This is a genomic window from Streptomyces lucensis JCM 4490, from assembly GCF_014650035.1.
Lineage (GTDB): Bacteria > Actinomycetota > Actinomycetes > Streptomycetales > Streptomycetaceae > Streptomyces > Streptomyces lucensis.
The window spans coordinates 75139-90558 of the sequence record NZ_BMUE01000007.1; the positions used below are offsets into that span (position 1 = coordinate 75139).

The 15420-nt window shown below is 71.8% G+C and carries 14 protein-coding genes and 1 pseudogene; 12 read left to right on the top strand and 3 right to left on the bottom strand.

Going from position 1 to position 15420, the window contains the following annotated elements:
• The first annotated feature begins 21 nt into the window (after window positions 1-21).
• A complete protein-coding gene (locus tag IE177_RS17530) occupies window positions 22-201 on the top strand; it encodes a hypothetical protein (RefSeq protein ID WP_190016295.1) in 180 nt (59 codons plus the stop codon).
• A gap of 50 nt (window positions 202-251) precedes the next feature.
• On the top strand, window positions 252-833 hold the full coding sequence (locus IE177_RS17535) for a hypothetical protein (RefSeq protein WP_190016296.1): 582 nt from the start codon (window positions 252-254) through the stop codon (window positions 831-833).
• A 148-nt stretch (window positions 834-981) separates the two neighbouring features.
• Here IE177_RS17535 and IE177_RS17540 read toward each other — a convergent pair whose 3' ends face one another.
• Window positions 982-1395 (bottom strand): thiol-disulfide oxidoreductase DCC family protein, encoded by a 414-nt coding sequence (locus IE177_RS17540; protein ID WP_190016297.1) that lies wholly within the window; start codon window positions 1393-1395, stop codon window positions 982-984.
• Window positions 1396-1672: 277 nt separating this feature from the next.
• Between IE177_RS17540 and IE177_RS17545 the strand changes: the two genes are divergently transcribed.
• The 3 genes from IE177_RS17545 (at window position 1673) to IE177_RS17555 (ending at window position 5888) form a co-directional block, all read left to right on the top strand.
• On the top strand, window positions 1673-3484 hold the full coding sequence (locus tag IE177_RS17545; protein WP_190016298.1) for a stealth family protein: 1812 nt from the start codon (window positions 1673-1675) through the stop codon (window positions 3482-3484).
• 464 nt (window positions 3485-3948) lie between these two features.
• Window positions 3949-4560, top strand: a complete 612-nt coding sequence (locus tag IE177_RS17550; protein ID WP_190016299.1) for a DinB family protein — start codon at window positions 3949-3951, stop codon at window positions 4558-4560.
• Window positions 4561-4736: 176 nt separating this feature from the next.
• Window positions 4737-5888: a S1 family peptidase gene (locus IE177_RS17555; RefSeq protein WP_190016300.1), complete on the top strand. Its 1152-nt coding sequence runs from the start codon at window positions 4737-4739 to the stop codon at window positions 5886-5888.
• Between the two features lie 48 nt (window positions 5889-5936).
• Here IE177_RS17555 and IE177_RS17560 read toward each other — a convergent pair whose 3' ends face one another.
• A complete protein-coding gene (locus IE177_RS17560; RefSeq protein ID WP_190016301.1) occupies window positions 5937-6617 on the bottom strand; it encodes an adenosylcobinamide amidohydrolase in 681 nt (226 codons plus the stop codon).
• Window positions 6618-6749: 132 nt separating this feature from the next.
• On the opposite strand from IE177_RS17560, the gene IE177_RS17565 reads away from it, so the two are divergent.
• The 5 genes and pseudogenes from IE177_RS17565 (at window position 6750) to IE177_RS17580 (ending at window position 11509) form a co-directional block, all read left to right on the top strand.
• Window positions 6750-7007 carry a hypothetical protein gene (locus IE177_RS17565; RefSeq protein ID WP_190016302.1) on the top strand — a complete coding sequence of 86 codons (258 nt, stop codon included), beginning with the start codon at window positions 6750-6752 and terminating at the stop codon, window positions 7005-7007.
• A 191-nt stretch (window positions 7008-7198) separates the two neighbouring features.
• The gene (locus IE177_RS17570) at window positions 7199-7972 is read left to right on the top strand and encodes a L,D-transpeptidase family protein (RefSeq protein WP_190016303.1); all 774 of its coding nucleotides are present in this window, start codon (window positions 7199-7201) and stop codon (window positions 7970-7972) included.
• A gap of 131 nt (window positions 7973-8103) precedes the next feature.
• Window positions 8104-8427: pseudogene (locus IE177_RS34850) on the top strand (DUF6193 family natural product biosynthesis protein); the annotation flags it as partial.
• Window positions 8428-8550: 123 nt separating this feature from the next.
• A complete protein-coding gene (locus IE177_RS17575; RefSeq protein WP_190016546.1) occupies window positions 8551-8868 on the top strand; it encodes a nuclear transport factor 2 family protein in 318 nt (105 codons plus the stop codon).
• Between the two features lie 484 nt (window positions 8869-9352).
• Window positions 9353-11509 carry a SpoIIE family protein phosphatase gene (locus tag IE177_RS17580; protein WP_190016304.1) on the top strand — a complete coding sequence of 719 codons (2157 nt, stop codon included), beginning with the start codon at window positions 9353-9355 and terminating at the stop codon, window positions 11507-11509.
• Between the two features lie 91 nt (window positions 11510-11600).
• On the opposite strand, the gene IE177_RS17585 is transcribed toward IE177_RS17580, so the two are convergent.
• Window positions 11601-12782 carry a beta-ketoacyl-[acyl-carrier-protein] synthase family protein gene (locus IE177_RS17585; protein WP_190016305.1) on the bottom strand — a complete coding sequence of 394 codons (1182 nt, stop codon included), beginning with the start codon at window positions 12780-12782 and terminating at the stop codon, window positions 11601-11603.
• A 602-nt stretch (window positions 12783-13384) separates the two neighbouring features.
• Between IE177_RS17585 and IE177_RS17590 the strand changes: the two genes are divergently transcribed.
• The gene (locus IE177_RS17590; protein ID WP_190016306.1) at window positions 13385-14131 is read left to right on the top strand and encodes a dienelactone hydrolase family protein; all 747 of its coding nucleotides are present in this window, start codon (window positions 13385-13387) and stop codon (window positions 14129-14131) included.
• Between the two features lie 199 nt (window positions 14132-14330).
• Entirely contained in the window at window positions 14331-15407 is a 1077-nt protein-coding gene (locus IE177_RS17595) for a fatty acid desaturase family protein (protein ID WP_190016307.1), read from the top strand.
• Window positions 15408-15420 lie beyond the last annotated feature (13 nt).

Genomic DNA, 15420 nt, shown 5'->3' on the forward strand with positions numbered 1-15420 from the left:
CCTACACAAGGGGGAGCGAAGATGAAGGTGCTGCTCAGCCGAGCCGCCGGCGCCGTGCGGGACGTCGTTTCCGGCCGTCAGCGTCTCGAGAAGTACGGTGATCCGCAGGCCCGCTACACCCACAACCGCGACGCCGACCTCGCCCGCCACTACATCCCGACGGCACCGCAGATACCCGTCAGCGGACCTGGCGGCATGTAGCCGGTGCTCATCCGACGCGGCACCGGCACCACACCCCCGAAGGAGGAACCGTGCACCGCGCTGAGGTCGTTCCCGGACTCACCGTCGACCGGGACCTGTACGAGACGGCCGTGAAGGGTCTGCGGGAGCACGCTCCGGACGAGAACCTCACCTGGGAGGCGTTCACCAGCCCCGGGAGCTGGACCCTCGTGCCCGACGCGCAGGGGAGGGGCTACAAGGGCGAACTGGTCCTGCGACGGGAGGAGTCCCGCACCAGGAAGATCAACCTGTGGTTCGCCCCCGACCTCCGCGACGGCCAGACACCGAAGCCGCACAACCATCCCTGGGGATTCACCTCGCACGTGCTGTCGGGCGGCTACACCGAACAGCGTTACGCACTCCGGGACGGCCGAGTCGTCACCGAGACCCGGACGCACACGGCCGGCGGATCCAACCATGTGCCGTTGGACGTGTACCACGAGGTCACGGCGATCGCGGAGCCGGGAAGAACCCTGACGCTGATGCTGTGCGGCGCCGGGCGGCAAGGCGCCTGGGACTACCTCGATCCGGAGACCGGCCGGACGTACGGCAGTGCAGCCGACCCCGGCTTCCGGGACCGGCTGGTCGCCCTGAACCCCCGGTTGCGGCCGTGAGGTAACGCGCCGTGTCGGGGGCCCTCGGGCGACTGCGGGCCCCCGACACGAGCCGGCGTGCCGCGCAGCGCCGCGCTGTGACTTTGTTCGGTGGCCGGGCCGGACCGGGCCGCGACGTCAGGTCTTCACGGAGGACGACGTCAGGTCTTCACGGAAGACGCGGGGGAACGTACACCGCATCCGGTCCGCGGCCGGCAGTCAGGGCACAGGCCGGTGTGCCGCCGGGGAGCCGATGACGGTTGTGGGCGATGGCGCGGTAGATGCCGTGGGCCATCCAGCGCATGGGCGCGACCTGGAGAACCGCCCCCACGACGGCCCAGCCGCCGCCCGCACTCGCCAGCAGCTTGGCGACCGCTCGGGCGCCCCCGTACACCGTCCCGTCCGGGGTGACCCACAGGGCCTCGTACTCGGCCCGCTGCCGGCTGACACCCAGGGCTCCCAGATCGGTCCACTGGCGTGCCGTGATCTCATAGCGCGGTCTGACCCATCGCCGCACGACGGTCACCGAGGACGTGCAGAAACCGCAGTCACCGTCGTAGACCAGCACAGCTCGCGTTCGCATGTCCTCCATGGTGCCGCGCTCCCGGGGCCGGCGCGACGGCCCGGGACATGGCGAGAGGGACTGCCGGTCGAACAGACGTCCAGGTGTGCCGTATCCGGCCGAGTAGGACTCCCCATCGAGACGTACGCCGATCGGCATCCGTATGTAATGAGCGAAGAAGATCACAACCGAGAACCGGATTAGTGCGCTCTGCGCATTTTATGATCGATCTGGTTCGCCAGGGCTCGCAGGACCGGCTGAGAAGCCCGGTTCGCCGGAAGAAGGAACTGAGCACGTCATGCCGTCACGACTGAAGACCGCGGGTGAGCGGCTCCTTCCCGCCCCCGTCCGCGAGCGCCGGGAGCGAGAGCGCGAGGAGCTGCTTCGCCGAACGGAAGCGGAGGCGGCCGAGCGGAAACGGCGCGTGGCCGAGCACGAGCACGCCGCTGAGATCGCGGCTCGCCGTGCGAGGCTGCTGCGGGGCGACGCCGACCTGAGCGAGATCCGTGTGGAAGGCCGCACGTACGTCGGCCGCCGGGTTCGGTCGTTCACGGCCGCCGGTGCGTCGGCCCGGAATCTGTCCCTCGTCGCGGACGCCCTGGACCACGCGGGCGTCCGGTACTTCCTGGTGCCCGGCCGTTCACCGCTGCGGCACGTCGTCGGAGTGCGCCTGCGGGACCGCAAGGCGCTGCTGGACGCGATGCGGGAACTCCATGCGTCGACGGCGCTCTACGCCATGAAACCCGGCAAGAAGGCCTGGCCGGCCGAGGCCGCCCTGTACGCGGACGGAGCCCTGCCCGCCGCCCTCAAGAAGAACGACACCATCCGCTTCGGTGAGATCCTGCTCGGTCCCGCGGACCAGGTCCTCGCGGACCTCTCCCAGGGCTGCGACGTGGAGTTCTGGCGCGAGGGGGACGAGCTCGACGACGCACGGGAGAACGGCGACGAGCGTGCCGCCGAACGGATCGAAGCCCTGCGCACCCAGGCCCCGCCCGCCCTTCTCCGCGGCTCCCTGGTCGCTCCTCGCGCCAACGCCGTCTCCGACGTCCTGCCCGCCGACGCGCTCGAACCGGCAACCCGCGAGATATCCGGCCGGACGTACCCGACCTGGGCCGACTTCTTCCGCCCCACCATCGACGCCGTCGAATTCCCCGTCGACGTCGTCTACACCTGGGTCGACGGGAACGACCCGCTCCACGCCGCCAAGCGCCAGGCCCACCGCGGCGGCGCCGCCCCCCGCATCCACGCCCGCGAGACGGGCGCGTCCCGCTACACGAGCCACGACGAACTGAAGTACTCCCTGCGCTCACTGCAGATGTACGCCCCGTTCGTCCGTACCGTATACCTGGTGACCGACGGCCAGACCCCGGACTGGCTCGACACCGGTGCCGCGGGCATCCGGGTCATCGACCACAAGGACATCTTCAGCGACCCCACCGCGCTGCCCGTGTTCAACTCCCACGCCATCGGAACCCAGCTCCACCACATCGACGGGCTGTCCGAGCACTACCTCTACTTCAACGACGACGTCTTCCTCGGCCGCCCCGTCACCGCCGGCCACTTCTTCCACGGCAACGGCATCGCCAAGCTCCCCTTCTCCCCCTTCCAGCTGGGCCTGGGCGCCCCGCACCCGGACGAACCCGCGCCCAACTCCGCCGGCAAGAACGTCCGCCGCCTCCTGCTGGGCGAGCACGCGCGGTTCACCGTCAACAAGTTCATGCACACGCCGCACCCGCAGATCCGGTCCGTCATGCGGGACATCGAGGAGAGGTTCGCCGAGGACGTCGAGCGCACCAGCCACTCCCGATTCCGGGCCACCACCGACATCGCCATGGGCGCCTCGCTGCACCACCACCACGCCTACCTCACCGGCCGTGCCGTGCCAGGGACGTTCAAGCTGCGCTACGTCGACGTCGCCCGGCCCGACGCCGCCGACCGCATGGCCGAGCTGCTGGCCACCCGCGGCTTCGACTTCTTCTGCCTCAACGACGTGAACACCCCGGCCGACCGGCAGGACCACATCGCCGGCCAACTCCGGGCGTTCCTGGAGTCGTACTTCCCGTTCCCCAGCCGCTACGAGCGGCCCACACCCCGAAGTTCCGCCGCCTGAACACGCGTGTATCACCGGACCCGGTGACGGACCGGCCACCAAACCCACCTTGCCCCGGTTCTCCCCCGTGATTCCTTGCATGACCTCCGCAGGGTTCTCAGCTGCACAACTTCCCTGTGCGCGAGAGGGGTTGACCCGTGTAGTTGCGCGCCGTACGGTCTCAGCCGCAACCGCTTGCAGCAAGTGCCAACGCGCTGCGGGCGAGGCGATGCCGTATGGGGGCGCTGGAGGTCTCGAGGCGCGTCAAGACCTCCGCCGGCGCCTGGCCCTGCGGGGCGACGAACTCCGCCCGGACGCCGGCACGAACATGGCCCGACAGGTGGAGCGCGACGGCTGCCCGGCCCGAGACATCCGAACGGTGAGGCGGTGACCGGTTGATCTGCCGGGTGTACGCCGTCGGGAAGTGGCAGTAGAGTCCAGCCGAAACTTGCTGCAAGGAATTGCAACCTGGAGAGGGTTCAGCCATGCCGGGATTCGCCCCGCCCGTAGCCGATGAGCGCACTGCGCTGACCGCCTATCTCGCCCACCAGCGGCGCGCGCTGCGGGTCACCGCCCATGGTCTGACGGAAGAGCAGGCCCGCACGGCGGCCTCCGCGAGCGAGTTGAGCATCGGCGGGCTGATCAAGCATGCCGCACGGTGCGAGAACTTCTGGACCGACCTCATCCTCCAGCAGCGGCGCGGGCCGCAGCGCACGGCGGACGAGTCGGACGCCGACGAGTTCCGGCTCGCCCCGCACGAGAGCCTGGCCGATGTCCTGGCCGCGTACGCCGAGGCGGCCGAGCGGACCGACGCGGTGATCGCGGGCATCGCGGACCTCGGGCAGGCGGTTCCGGTGCCGCGGGGACTTCCGTGGTTCCCCGAAGAGGTCGGGGAGTGGTCGGTCCGCTGGGTGCTGCTCCACCTGATCGAGGAGACGGCACGGCACGGAGGGCACGCCGATGTCATCCGCGAGAGCATCGACGGCGCGACCCTCTACCCGCTGCTCGCCGCGGCCGAAGCGTGGCCCGACCCCTGGTTCGAGGCCTGGGCGCCCGCTTCCCCGGGCGTCGGCCGGCAGCAGGCGCCGGTCGATTGACCACGCATCGGCGCGGAAGGTGAAGCGGTTCGGGAAGGCCCCGTTCCGCAAAACCTTCCGTGTTTGACATGGACCTGATCTACAAGCGCCGCTAGGCTCTGCCCCCGCAAGTGTGAGAGCGCTCTCAGGCACCGCTGGTTCCACCCCCACTGCTGGAACGACGAAGGGCCAAGCCCATGAGAACCGCACGACTCAAGCATGCCGTCGCCACCGTGCTCCTCCTCCTCGGCGGCCTGGGCGCGGGCACCCTCCCCGCCTCGGCGAACGGCACCGGCACGACCGCGAAGCCCGCCTCCGACGGCATCGTCACCGCCATGCAGCGGGACCTGGGCCTGACGCGGAAGCAGGCGGAGACGAGGCTCGCCGCCGAGCGCACCGCCGCGAAGCTCGACCCGGCACTGCGCCGCGCCGCGGGCGACGCCTACGCCGGCTCCTGGTACGACGCGCCGAGCGCACGCCTGACGGTCGCCCTGACCCAGGACGCCCCGGCGGCCACGCGACGGACGATCACGGCGGCCGGGGCCGGGCTGCGCAAGGTCGAGCACAGCGCACGGCAACTGGACGCGGCCAAGGCGCACATCGACCGGCTGACCGCTCCCTCCGGCGTGAGCGGCTGGCACGTCGACCCGAGAGCCAACACCGTCGTCGTCGAAGTCCTCCGCGGCGACCGCTCCGACAACGATGTCCGGCACTTCCTGTCCCGGGCCCGCAAGGCGGGACCCGTCACCGTCAGGACCGTCTCCGCCGCGCCGCGGACGTTCGCCGCCGGAACGGTCGGCGGCGACCCCTACTACACGGGCAACGTCCGCTGCTCCATAGGCTTCTCGGTGTACGGCGGCTTCGTGACCGCCGGGCACTGCGGCCGGCCCGGCGCCGGAGTCAGCGGCTGGGACGGCTCCCACATCGGCACCTTCCAGGGCTCCTCCTTCCCGGACAACGACTACGCCTGGGTGAGCGTAGGCAGCGGCTGGTGGACGGTCCCGGTCGTGCTGGGCTGGGGCACGGTCCCCGACCAGCTGGTACGCGGCTCGGCCGTGGCGCCCGTCGGCTCCTCCGTCTGCCGCTCCGGATCGACGTCGCACTGGCACTGCGGCACGGTGCTCGCCCTGAACGAGACCGTCAACTACAGCCAGGGCGCGGTGCACCAGCTGACGAAGACGAGCGCCTGCGCCGAACCCGGCGACTCGGGCGGCTCCTTCATCACCGGGGACCAGGCCCAGGGGGTCACCTCGGGCGGCTGGGGCAACTGCGGCAGCGGTGGCGAGACCTGGTTCCAGCCGGTGAACGAGATCCTCAACCGCTACGGCCTGACCCTGCACACGTACTGACCGGACCGGACCGCGCCGAGGGGTTCCGCCCACAGTGCCGCTGTCGCCTCAGGCGCGACTGGCGGCGGCGTGCACGGCCTGGTGGACGGCGCGGGCCACGCGCGCGCCCCACAGCGAGCGGGGACCCGCGAAGGCGTGGACCTCGCCGCCGGGGCGCGGCGACCGGGCGGCCACGCACACCGCGTCGGTGGGAGTGCCGGAGCAGTCGTAGCCGGCGTCGAGCAGTGCCTGCACCTTGGCCTCGGTGGTGGTGGCCACGGCGTTGACCAGTGCCGCGTCGGTCAGCGCCGCCGGAACCGCGACGACGATGTTGACCGTGCCGGGGCGCGCGGCCGTGGTCACGCCCTCGGCCGGGGAAGCGGCCCACCCCCGCACCCCGAGTCCCGCGGTGGCCACGGCGGTGACTCCCTGGTCGCTCGCGTGACCGTGGGCGCGGACGTCGGCGGCCGTCATCAACCCGACCCCCGGACCGCCGGCGCCGGCGTCGCGCGCCAGGCCGGCCAGGTGCCGCTCGGGGTCGGTGCGCCGATAGCCGTGCGACACCTGGGCGTTGAGGACCCAGGACCGCTCCCCGATGCCCCCGCCGAGTACGGCGCTGCTGATCATCCGCCAGCCGGCGCCCGCTCGCCACAGCAGGCCGTGCAGCCGCTCGCCGTCCTCGACACGGCTGAACTGCCGCACCGGCAACGGACCGGCAGCGGTATGGGGTGGTGGCAGGACGGCGGTCACCGCAGGGGTACTCCTTCGCATCGGGAACCGCCTGATCGTACGATGCGCCGCGGCGCCGGGTTCCGGCCGCCGGAACGGTGAATGTCGCGTCACCACCGGTGTCCGAAAAGCGGCAGAGTCGTTCAAACAGTCATGAAGCACTCCAAGCTGGCTCTTCTCGCCATCACTGCCACCGTCGCCGCCCTCACGATCGCGGCCCCCGCCGAGGCCACGGTGCACACGGCCGAGCCGACCCATCCCGCCGCCGCCCAGCCCCTCCCTCCGGTGACCGAACCCGTGCAGGAGAGGGGGTTCGTCGGCAACGTCCTCGACCTCCTGCTCGGCACGCCGCCGAAGCCCACCGTCACCTCCGCCGGCCTCACGCTTCCCCCCGGGACCGCCCCGAACTGAGCCGCTGCTCCTGGACTCTGCCGCTCGGTGAACGAATCCGTGCCGCGTCAGGAGACGGCCAGGGGACCGCGACAGGCGGAGCCGTCGTGCACGAATGACAGTCAGATCCCCGACGAGCGCTCAAGAGAGCCGTTGGGCCGGATGCCATGTACGGATGCGTGTCGCGTCCGTCTCGTCACAGGATCCTGACCATGCGGACATTCACGGTGACCCTGTCCTGTCGTCGGCCGGTGCGGCGCGGAGCCGTGCGGCACGGCATATCCACGGTCCTTGCCTGCGGCGTCCTGCTGACCGGTGTCACGGCGTGCGACCGGGGGAGCGAGCGGGAGGTCTCCGGCGGAGCGCCCGGTGCCGCGTCCGCCCGTCCCGGTCAGGCAGTGGGCATGCGCCTTCCGGGTGTGGGGGACCGGTTGTGGAGTCAGGTTCCGGCCGGTTCCGGGCAGGCGGTGGTCGTCTACGGGGAGCGCCGGGATTCCCCGGACAGCCTCGTGGTGCTCTACCAGAAACAGGGTTCGACCTGGGTGCGGACGGCGAGCTGGCCCGCGCACAACGGCAGGCTGGGCTGGACGGACGACCACCGCATGGACGACGGGCGCAGTCCCGTGGGTGTGTTCACGCTCACCGACGCGGGAGGCGCGCTCGCCGATCCCGGGAGCCGCCTGAGGTACTGGTACGACGACAACGCCTACATGACCATGCTCCCCCCGGAGCAGGAGCACGTGCATGACTTCGACTACGTCATCGCCATCGACTACAACCGGCTCAAGGGTGTTCCGCCGTTCGACTGGAGCCGCCCCGACGGGGTGGACAAGGGCGGCGGGATCTGGCTGCACATGGACCACGGCGACGGCACCTCGGCATGCGTCACCGTCCCCGAGCCCGGCATGAAACACCTCCTGCGCACCCTGGACCCGGCGCGGCATCCCGTCGTCGTGATGGGGGACCGCGAACACCTGGCATCCTGACGCCCACGGGCCCGTCGCTGTCCCGGGGCGGCCGCTCCGCGCACCTCTCCGCGCCCGAGCAGTTGCCACGGGGAGGACGGCGGCACCGTCTGCCCCGGCCCGGACCGAGTCCTCCTGCAAGGATGCTGATCATGACGGACCGTGCTGCTTCAGACATCACCGAGACCGCGTGGCGTGACCTGCTGACCGCGCGTCACATCGACCAAGGGCTGGTGCGGGCGGCGCACGCCGAACCGCGGCTCCGGCGGCTCTTTCCCTGGGCCGGTATGGGGGAACTGCACTTCAGCCGGTGCACCGAGCACCCCTGGTCGTGGGACGTGCCGTTCATACGCCCCCGGAACGGTGGGGGGTTCGAGGTGTGGGGCCCGTCCCGGGGCGACTTCGTCGGTGAGGCCGACACGGCCGAGGCGGTCGTGGCCATGGCGGCCGACCATCTTCCGGGGGGTTGCGAACGCGTGGTCGCCGGCAACCGGGAAGCCCTCGCCGCGGCGGACGTGTGCCCCGGCGAGCGGCGTGCGCAGGGTGCCGGTACGACGGATGAGAGCGACTGGGCCGTGCGAGCGGCCGTCGAAGGGGAGATGCGGCTCCTCGACCCCGGGGTGCGGGCCTCCCCGGCCCGGGTCCTGGAGCTCCTGGACCCGGAGTTCACCGAGATCGGGGTTTCCGGCCGCCGGTGGGACGCGGAGTCGGTCCTCGCGGTGACGAGCGGAGGGTCGGTGTCCGCGGAGTCCCCGGTCGAGGTCAGCGAGATGTCCGGAGTCGTTCTCGCTCCGGGCGTCGTCCATCTGACGTACTTCGCCGACAACCAGGGCCGTCGGGCATGGCGTAGCTCGTTGTGGCGCCTGACGGAGACGGGCTGGCGGATGTACTTCCACCAGGGCACGCCGACCGGCTGAGCGAAGGGGGCAGCCGCTCGCGCGGCGTCGTGCGCGGGGTGGTGTGCGGCGCTGCCGTGCGGAGACGACGGAGGGCCGCACACCGGCCGGGCCGAGCGGGCCGGAAACCAGGGGCGAGCGGGTCGGGCACACCCTCGAGTGCCTGACCGGCGCGGGGTGCGGTTCCGCACGGCACACCCGCCCGCCGTACCACGTGCCCGGGGACTTCCAGCTTCTTGCCGGTGCGGGTGTGCGGCAGGGCGAGCACCTCGATGATCGCTGCCTTCTACGCCGAGGCGCTGCAATGGCTACGGGGCTGAGCCAGCCCGGCTTGAGGCAGCCGCAGCCCGTTGCCCACCACGGCTCTCGGTCCGCTGATGTGGGCGAAGCCGCCCCCGGTGTTATTCAATGAGGTGTGCGGTCAGGGATCTCGGGGCCCCGCCCGCACGGGTTCGGGTACGACCCCGGCACCGTGCCGGGCACTGGCGAGCGAGCTGAGAGCCGCATGGAGTCCACACCCTCCCCCTCGTCGCCGTTCGAGCTGGTCAGCAGCGCCCTGGGACGGTACATCCCGCGTGGTGGAGCGGCAGCGGCCGCCGGTCCCGCCGACGCGCAGGGCGACCGCGCCGCCCGCGAACGCGTGCCCGACGACCCGGAAGCCGGACGTCAGGAGCAGATTCTCGGCGCGGTCAACCTGGACAGGGACCTCAGGATCACCCGCTGCAATCTGGACGCCCCCGTCTTCGCGGGCCTGGACGCCGTGATCGGGAGTCCTTTCATAGATCTCCTGCCCCCGGGGGACGTACCGGCGGTCACAAGGCGGCTGCGGCAGGTCCTGGACACCGGTGAGGCGCACGTCGCCCGGATCCAGCGCCTGCGGCGCGCTGACGGGTCGGAGCTGGTGGTCTCGCTGAGCATCCTGCCCGCCGCGGTGCCGCAGGAAGGCCTGACCGTTTCGGTGATCGCCATGGCCACGCGGCTGCACTTGTACGCGGCCGAGACGGCGATCGGCACCTCGCTGGACATCGGCGAGACAGCGCAGTCGCTGGCGGAGTCCCTCCTGGCCTGGGGAGACGTGGCCGCCGTCGATCTCGACTACGCCGTGTGGACGGGCGAGGGGGTCAGCGAACAGGCGCGGGGGCGCATCCGGCTGAGGCGGGCGGCCCTGGTGCCGGACCGGGCGTGGCCCGAGGGCTACGTGACTCCCGGCGACGATCTCCCCGGCGACGCCAGTCGCCTGCTGGCCCAGGCGGTACGGCGGGACGACGCTCCACAGGCCATCGTCATACCCGACCGGGAGGCGGTCGAGCGGGTACTCGGCAACCCGCGCGTGATGCGTGCCCTGGTGCCGGGTGACCGGTCGGCCGGTGTGGCGTGCATACCGCTCGTCCTGGAAGGCACACCGCCCGTCGTGCTCGGTGTGGCCGAGGTCTGGCGGCGGTCGGACCGCCCCTTCCGGGACAGTGAGCTGTTCGACCTGCAGGAGTTGGTGGCCCGGACCGCCCATCACGTCGATCTGGCGCGTCAGCACCAGCGCGAGCACACGCAGGTGCTGGCGCTGCAGCGCAGGCTGCTGCCCCGGACCGGCGGCGACACCGTCGAGATCGCCAGCGTCTACCAGCCCGCCACGCCCGACAGCGCGGGCGTCGGCGGCGACTGGGTCAACAGCTTCCCCCTGCCGGACGGGCGGACCGCGCTCGTGGTGGGCGACGTCGTCGGCCACGGCCTCGGAGCCGCGGCGACCATGGGCCAGCTGAGCATGGAGGCCCGTGCGCTGCTGTCGGCGGGGCTTGCGCCCGACGAGGTGCTGGAGCACCTGGACGAGACGGTGACACTGCTGGACGACGCGGAGTCCGGGCTGGCCGCCGGCTACAGCGCCCTCGGCTCCACCTGCTGCATCGCCGTCTACGACCCGGTCAGCCACCACGTGGCGCTGTCCAGCGCCGGCCACCTCCCCCCGGTCCTGGTACCCCCGGACGGGCGTGCCGGCCCGCTCGCCGTCCGCCCGCACCCCGGGCTGGGCGCGGAGTTCGCGCTGCGGGAGCCGTTCCACGTGCACTCGTTCGCCGCACCCCCGGGCTCCCTGCTCGCCCTCTACACCGACGGTCTGGTGGAGGACCCCGCCGTGCCGATCGACGAGGGCATCGGCAGGCTGGCGGACACCGTGTCCGCGGTGCACCCCTGGGACGCCCTGCAGCAGGCCGCCCGGCACGTGGTCTCCGTCCTGGCTCCCGCGCGTCAGCGCGACGACGTGACCCTGCTGCTCGCGCGCATGATCGGCTACCGCGAGGGCGACACCGCGACCTGGCGTCTGCCGGCCCGCGACGACGCGCCCGAGAGGGCCCGTGCGCTGGTCTCCGCCCTGCTGCGGCGGTGGCACACCAGGGACGACACCCGCCACACCGTGCTGCTCCTGGTCAGCGAGCTGGTCACGAACGCGGTCCGCTTCGCCACCGGTCCTGTCACGGTACGGCTGATCAGGGCCGGGCACGGCCTGCTGTGCGAGGTGGGCGACACCGGCAACGGCAGGCCGCGCCTGGGCCGGGGCGGCCTCCTGGACGACGGCGGACGCGGCCTGTACGTCGTACACCGGCTCACCACGCGATGGGGTGTGCGGTGGACGGACACCGGCAAGGTGGTCTGGGCGGAAGTGGTGCGGTGACACGGGTGGGGGGATGAGGCGAGCGGGTCGTCCCGCCGAAGGAAGGGCCCGCCGGCAGCACACCTGGATCCAACCTGTCCGGTCAGCACACCTAGAGCCACTCTCCCGCCAGCGCGGTGGCGCTGAGACCCGGTGCGGCCGCGTAGAGGACGGCACGGCTGCCCGGCTTCTGCCCCGCGTCGTGCGCCCGCCGCAGGATGTCGAACACGGCGGCCCCGCCTCGGTTGCCGCTGGTGTAGCTGGCCCGGCTGTGCTCCAGCAGTCCCGACGGCCAGGTGTCGGGCATCGTCTGCTCCATGTACTCCAGCACACGTGTCCCGCCGGGGTGCGCGAGCAGCACGTCGGGGTGCCACGCTTCGGGGTCGTCCTGATGGCGGACGCGCAGCCACTCCCACATCGCGGTGACCGTCTCCTGGACCGCGCGTGGCCCGCGCCGGTCCATCACGAAGTGGTTGCCGTCCGCCCGCGTCTCCAGACGGTGCAGGTCCTGGGTACCGGGCAGGGTGTGGTGCCAGGCGGCGTCCAGCCGCAGCACCGACTCGCGCCTGCGGCGGCCCGTGACCACGGCGGCGACCGCGGTGTCCGCGAACAGCAACCGGACGATCAGGGACTCGAGGGTGTCGTCCGCGGGCTGGTAGGTCGTGCTCAGCGCCTCCGAGATCACGACCAGGACCACGCGGTCGGGGTCCGCTGCCACGAGATCCGCCGCCAGTGCCAGCGAGCGGGTCCCGGCGACGCAGGCCCACTGCGTCGCCGGCAGCAGCATCACGTCGTCGCGCAGCGAGAGCCTGTTGGCCAGAGCCACGTCCAGGCCCGGCAGCGCCGGGGTGGTGGAGTTGCTGGTGATCAGGCAGTCGACGTCCGCGACGTCCAGCCCGGCGATCTGCAGGGCCCCGCGCGCCGCGTGCTCGCCGTAGGACTGCACGGCCTCCCAGGCCGGCGCGGTGCGCTCCTGGACCGTCTGCGGCGCGGGTATCGCCTCGAGGGCGGCGATCGCGCGGTCCACGTCCTGCCCGGTGAATCCCTCCCGGGCCAGCGCCTCCTGGGCCCGCCCGATGCCGGCGGCCCGCAAGGCGCCGCCGCCGGGCGCGACGGCGGCCTCCAACGGCAGCATCCACCCGCGGGTCTCGATGCCCGTGCTCGCCGCGATGCCGTCGATCCGCGGCGCCCACGCCGCATGCGGATGCCGGTCGCGCACCTCCGCCACGATCTGGCTGGTCCGCACGGCGTGCTCGCCGTGTATCACGGCAGGGGGGCAGAGGTAAGCGGCCATTGTGGACACCTTTCCGGGGGACACGGGGGGACGTCACGAGTGCTATGGCGTGGGTCACTTAGGCACTTCGCACCCAAATTGATGCCGATACGTACCACTTCGTGGCCCGGCATCCGTTTCGAGAATGGACGCAAAGGGACATTTGCGCTGTGATGCGCGCAACTCGGACGGCATTTCGGGCACGTGACACGGAGCACACCTGAGAAGCACGGGCATCCGGGGCCGGTTGGCCGGCCTCCACCGGCGCGCCGCCGGCCAGAACCAGAAGGTGCGACCTGGATGTGACGCAGGGACAGATCCACGGCCTCGTCGGACCGAACTGCGCATCGAGGCCCTGTGCAACGAGGTGACGGTCATCGCCGCCGGGCGGGCCCCTGCGGGCCGCGGAAACTGGTAACAGACCTGTCGTTGGGCTAGGTTGTACGGCCATGACTACCGGGACGGCCTCGCGCCACACACGGATCGGTGACCCGGTGCTCCACTGAGCGCCGTACGGGCCTGTGCCGGCCCGCTGGTGGACCGAGGATCCCGCGCCGCCGCGCGGGATCCGCCTCCTCTCGTGTTGATCAACGTTCGACGCGTCAACCACGACAGGAGAATCCATGCCCGCCAAGATGCTTCACGTTCCCACCGCGGACGGTCGCGCCGACGCCTTCGCCGCCTTTCCGGGCCACGGCGAACGGCACCCAGGGGTGCTGATGTATCCCGACGGCTTCGGGATCCGGCCCGTGCTGCGGGAGATGGCCTGCGAACTGGCCGGTCACGGGTACTACGTACTCGTCCCCAATCTCTTCTACCGGCACGGCCCGGCGCCGGTGATCGAACTGCCCGAGTACATCGGGGAAGAGGCCCGGCCCGCGGTCTTCGCCCAGCTGATGCCCCTGCTCGAGGCGCATACGGCCGAACGGGTCCTGAGCGATGCCGCCGCCTACGTCAGGTTCCTCACCGCCCAGCCCGAGGTCGGCGCCGGGCCGGTCGCGGTGACCGGCTACTGCATCGGCGGCCTCCTGGCGATGCGCACGGCCGCGGCCCATCCCGGCCAGGTGGCAGCCGTCGCCGGATTCCACGGCCCCGTCGGCATCGACGGGCCGGACGCCCTGCACCACCTCCTGTCCACGGTCACCGCCGAGGTCCACCTCGGCCACGCCGAGACCGACATGACGCCCGAAGCCCTCGGCGGGCTCAACCGGGCCCTGGAGGCGGCGGGCATCGGCTACACCTCCGAGATCTACCCCGGTACCGTCCACGGCTTCACGATGTCCGACACCGACGCCTTCGACCCCGCGGCACTGCGGCACCACTGGGACCGGCTGCTGCCCCTCCTGGCCCGCACCCTGGCCCGCGGCTGAGGGCAGGACGAGCGCGGCGCGCCGCATGGCCCGCGCGTTCGTCGAGGGCTGGTGGCGGAAGCCCGGAGGGGGGTTCTGCCTGCCGTCGTATCCGGGGGACCGGGGGGTAACCCCAGGTGTCCCGGGGGGGAATGCCTCGCACGCGGAGGGTGGCTGGCAGGCTTCTTCGGGCGGCGGCACCGACAGGAGACTTCCGGGCATGACGACTTCGCCCCAGGTCTCAGTGACCCCCGATACTTCTCCGGCCGTCGCGGAACGGCCCGGTGCCGGCGGCGGCAGCGACTTCGCACGGCTCTCCCGGCGGATAGCCGACGCCGGCCTGATGCGCCGGCGTCCCGGCTACTACGCGGCGCGCATCGGCTCGGTGACCGCGCTGTACGTGGCGGGCTGGGTGGCCTTCAGCCTCCTGGGCGACAGCTGGGTGCAGCTGGCCGTGGCGGCTTTCCTGGCCTTCGCGTTCGGGCAGGTCGCCCTGCTCGCGCACGACCTGGCCCACCGGCAGGTCTTCCGGCGGCGCCGGCCCAGCGAGATCACGGGCATGCTGTTCGGGAACCTGGGCGTGGGTATGAGTTACGGCTGGTGGATGAACAAGCACACGCGTCACCACGCCAACCCCAACCACGAGGACCTGGACCCCGACGTCGCCCCCGACATCCTGGTGTGGTCCACCGACCAGGCGCGCGCCAGCCGAGGTCTGGCGCGTGTGATCGGTGGACACCAGGCCCTGCTCTTCTTCCCGTTGCTGACCCTCGAAGGCCTCAACCTGCATGTCGCGAGCCTGCGGGCGCTGCGTTCGCCGTACATGAGGAGGCGAACGCTGGAAGGCGCCCTCCTCCTGCTGCACATCGCGGGTCTGCTGTCCGCCCTGTTCCTGGTCCTTCCGCCGGGCAAGGCGGTGGCGTTCCTGGCGGTGAACCAGTGCCTGTTCGGCGTGTATCTCGGCTGCACCTTCGCCCCGAACCACAAGGGAATGCCCACCTTCACGGGTGACGAGCGGCCCGACTTCCTGCGGCGCCAGGTCCTCACCTCCCGCAACGTGCGCGGCGGCCGGTTCACCGACGTGATGCTCGGCGGCCTCAACTACCAGATAGAGCACCACCTGTTCCCGAGCATGCCCACGCCCCATCTGCGCCGCGCCCAGGCCGTCGTGCGGCGGTACTGCGCCGAGACCGGAGTGCCCTACCACGAGACGGGACTGATCCGCTCCTACCGAGAGGCCCTGGCCCACCTGCACCGGGTGGGGGAGCCGATCAGGCGGCAGCGCAGGGGACGGTGACACCGACGTGGCC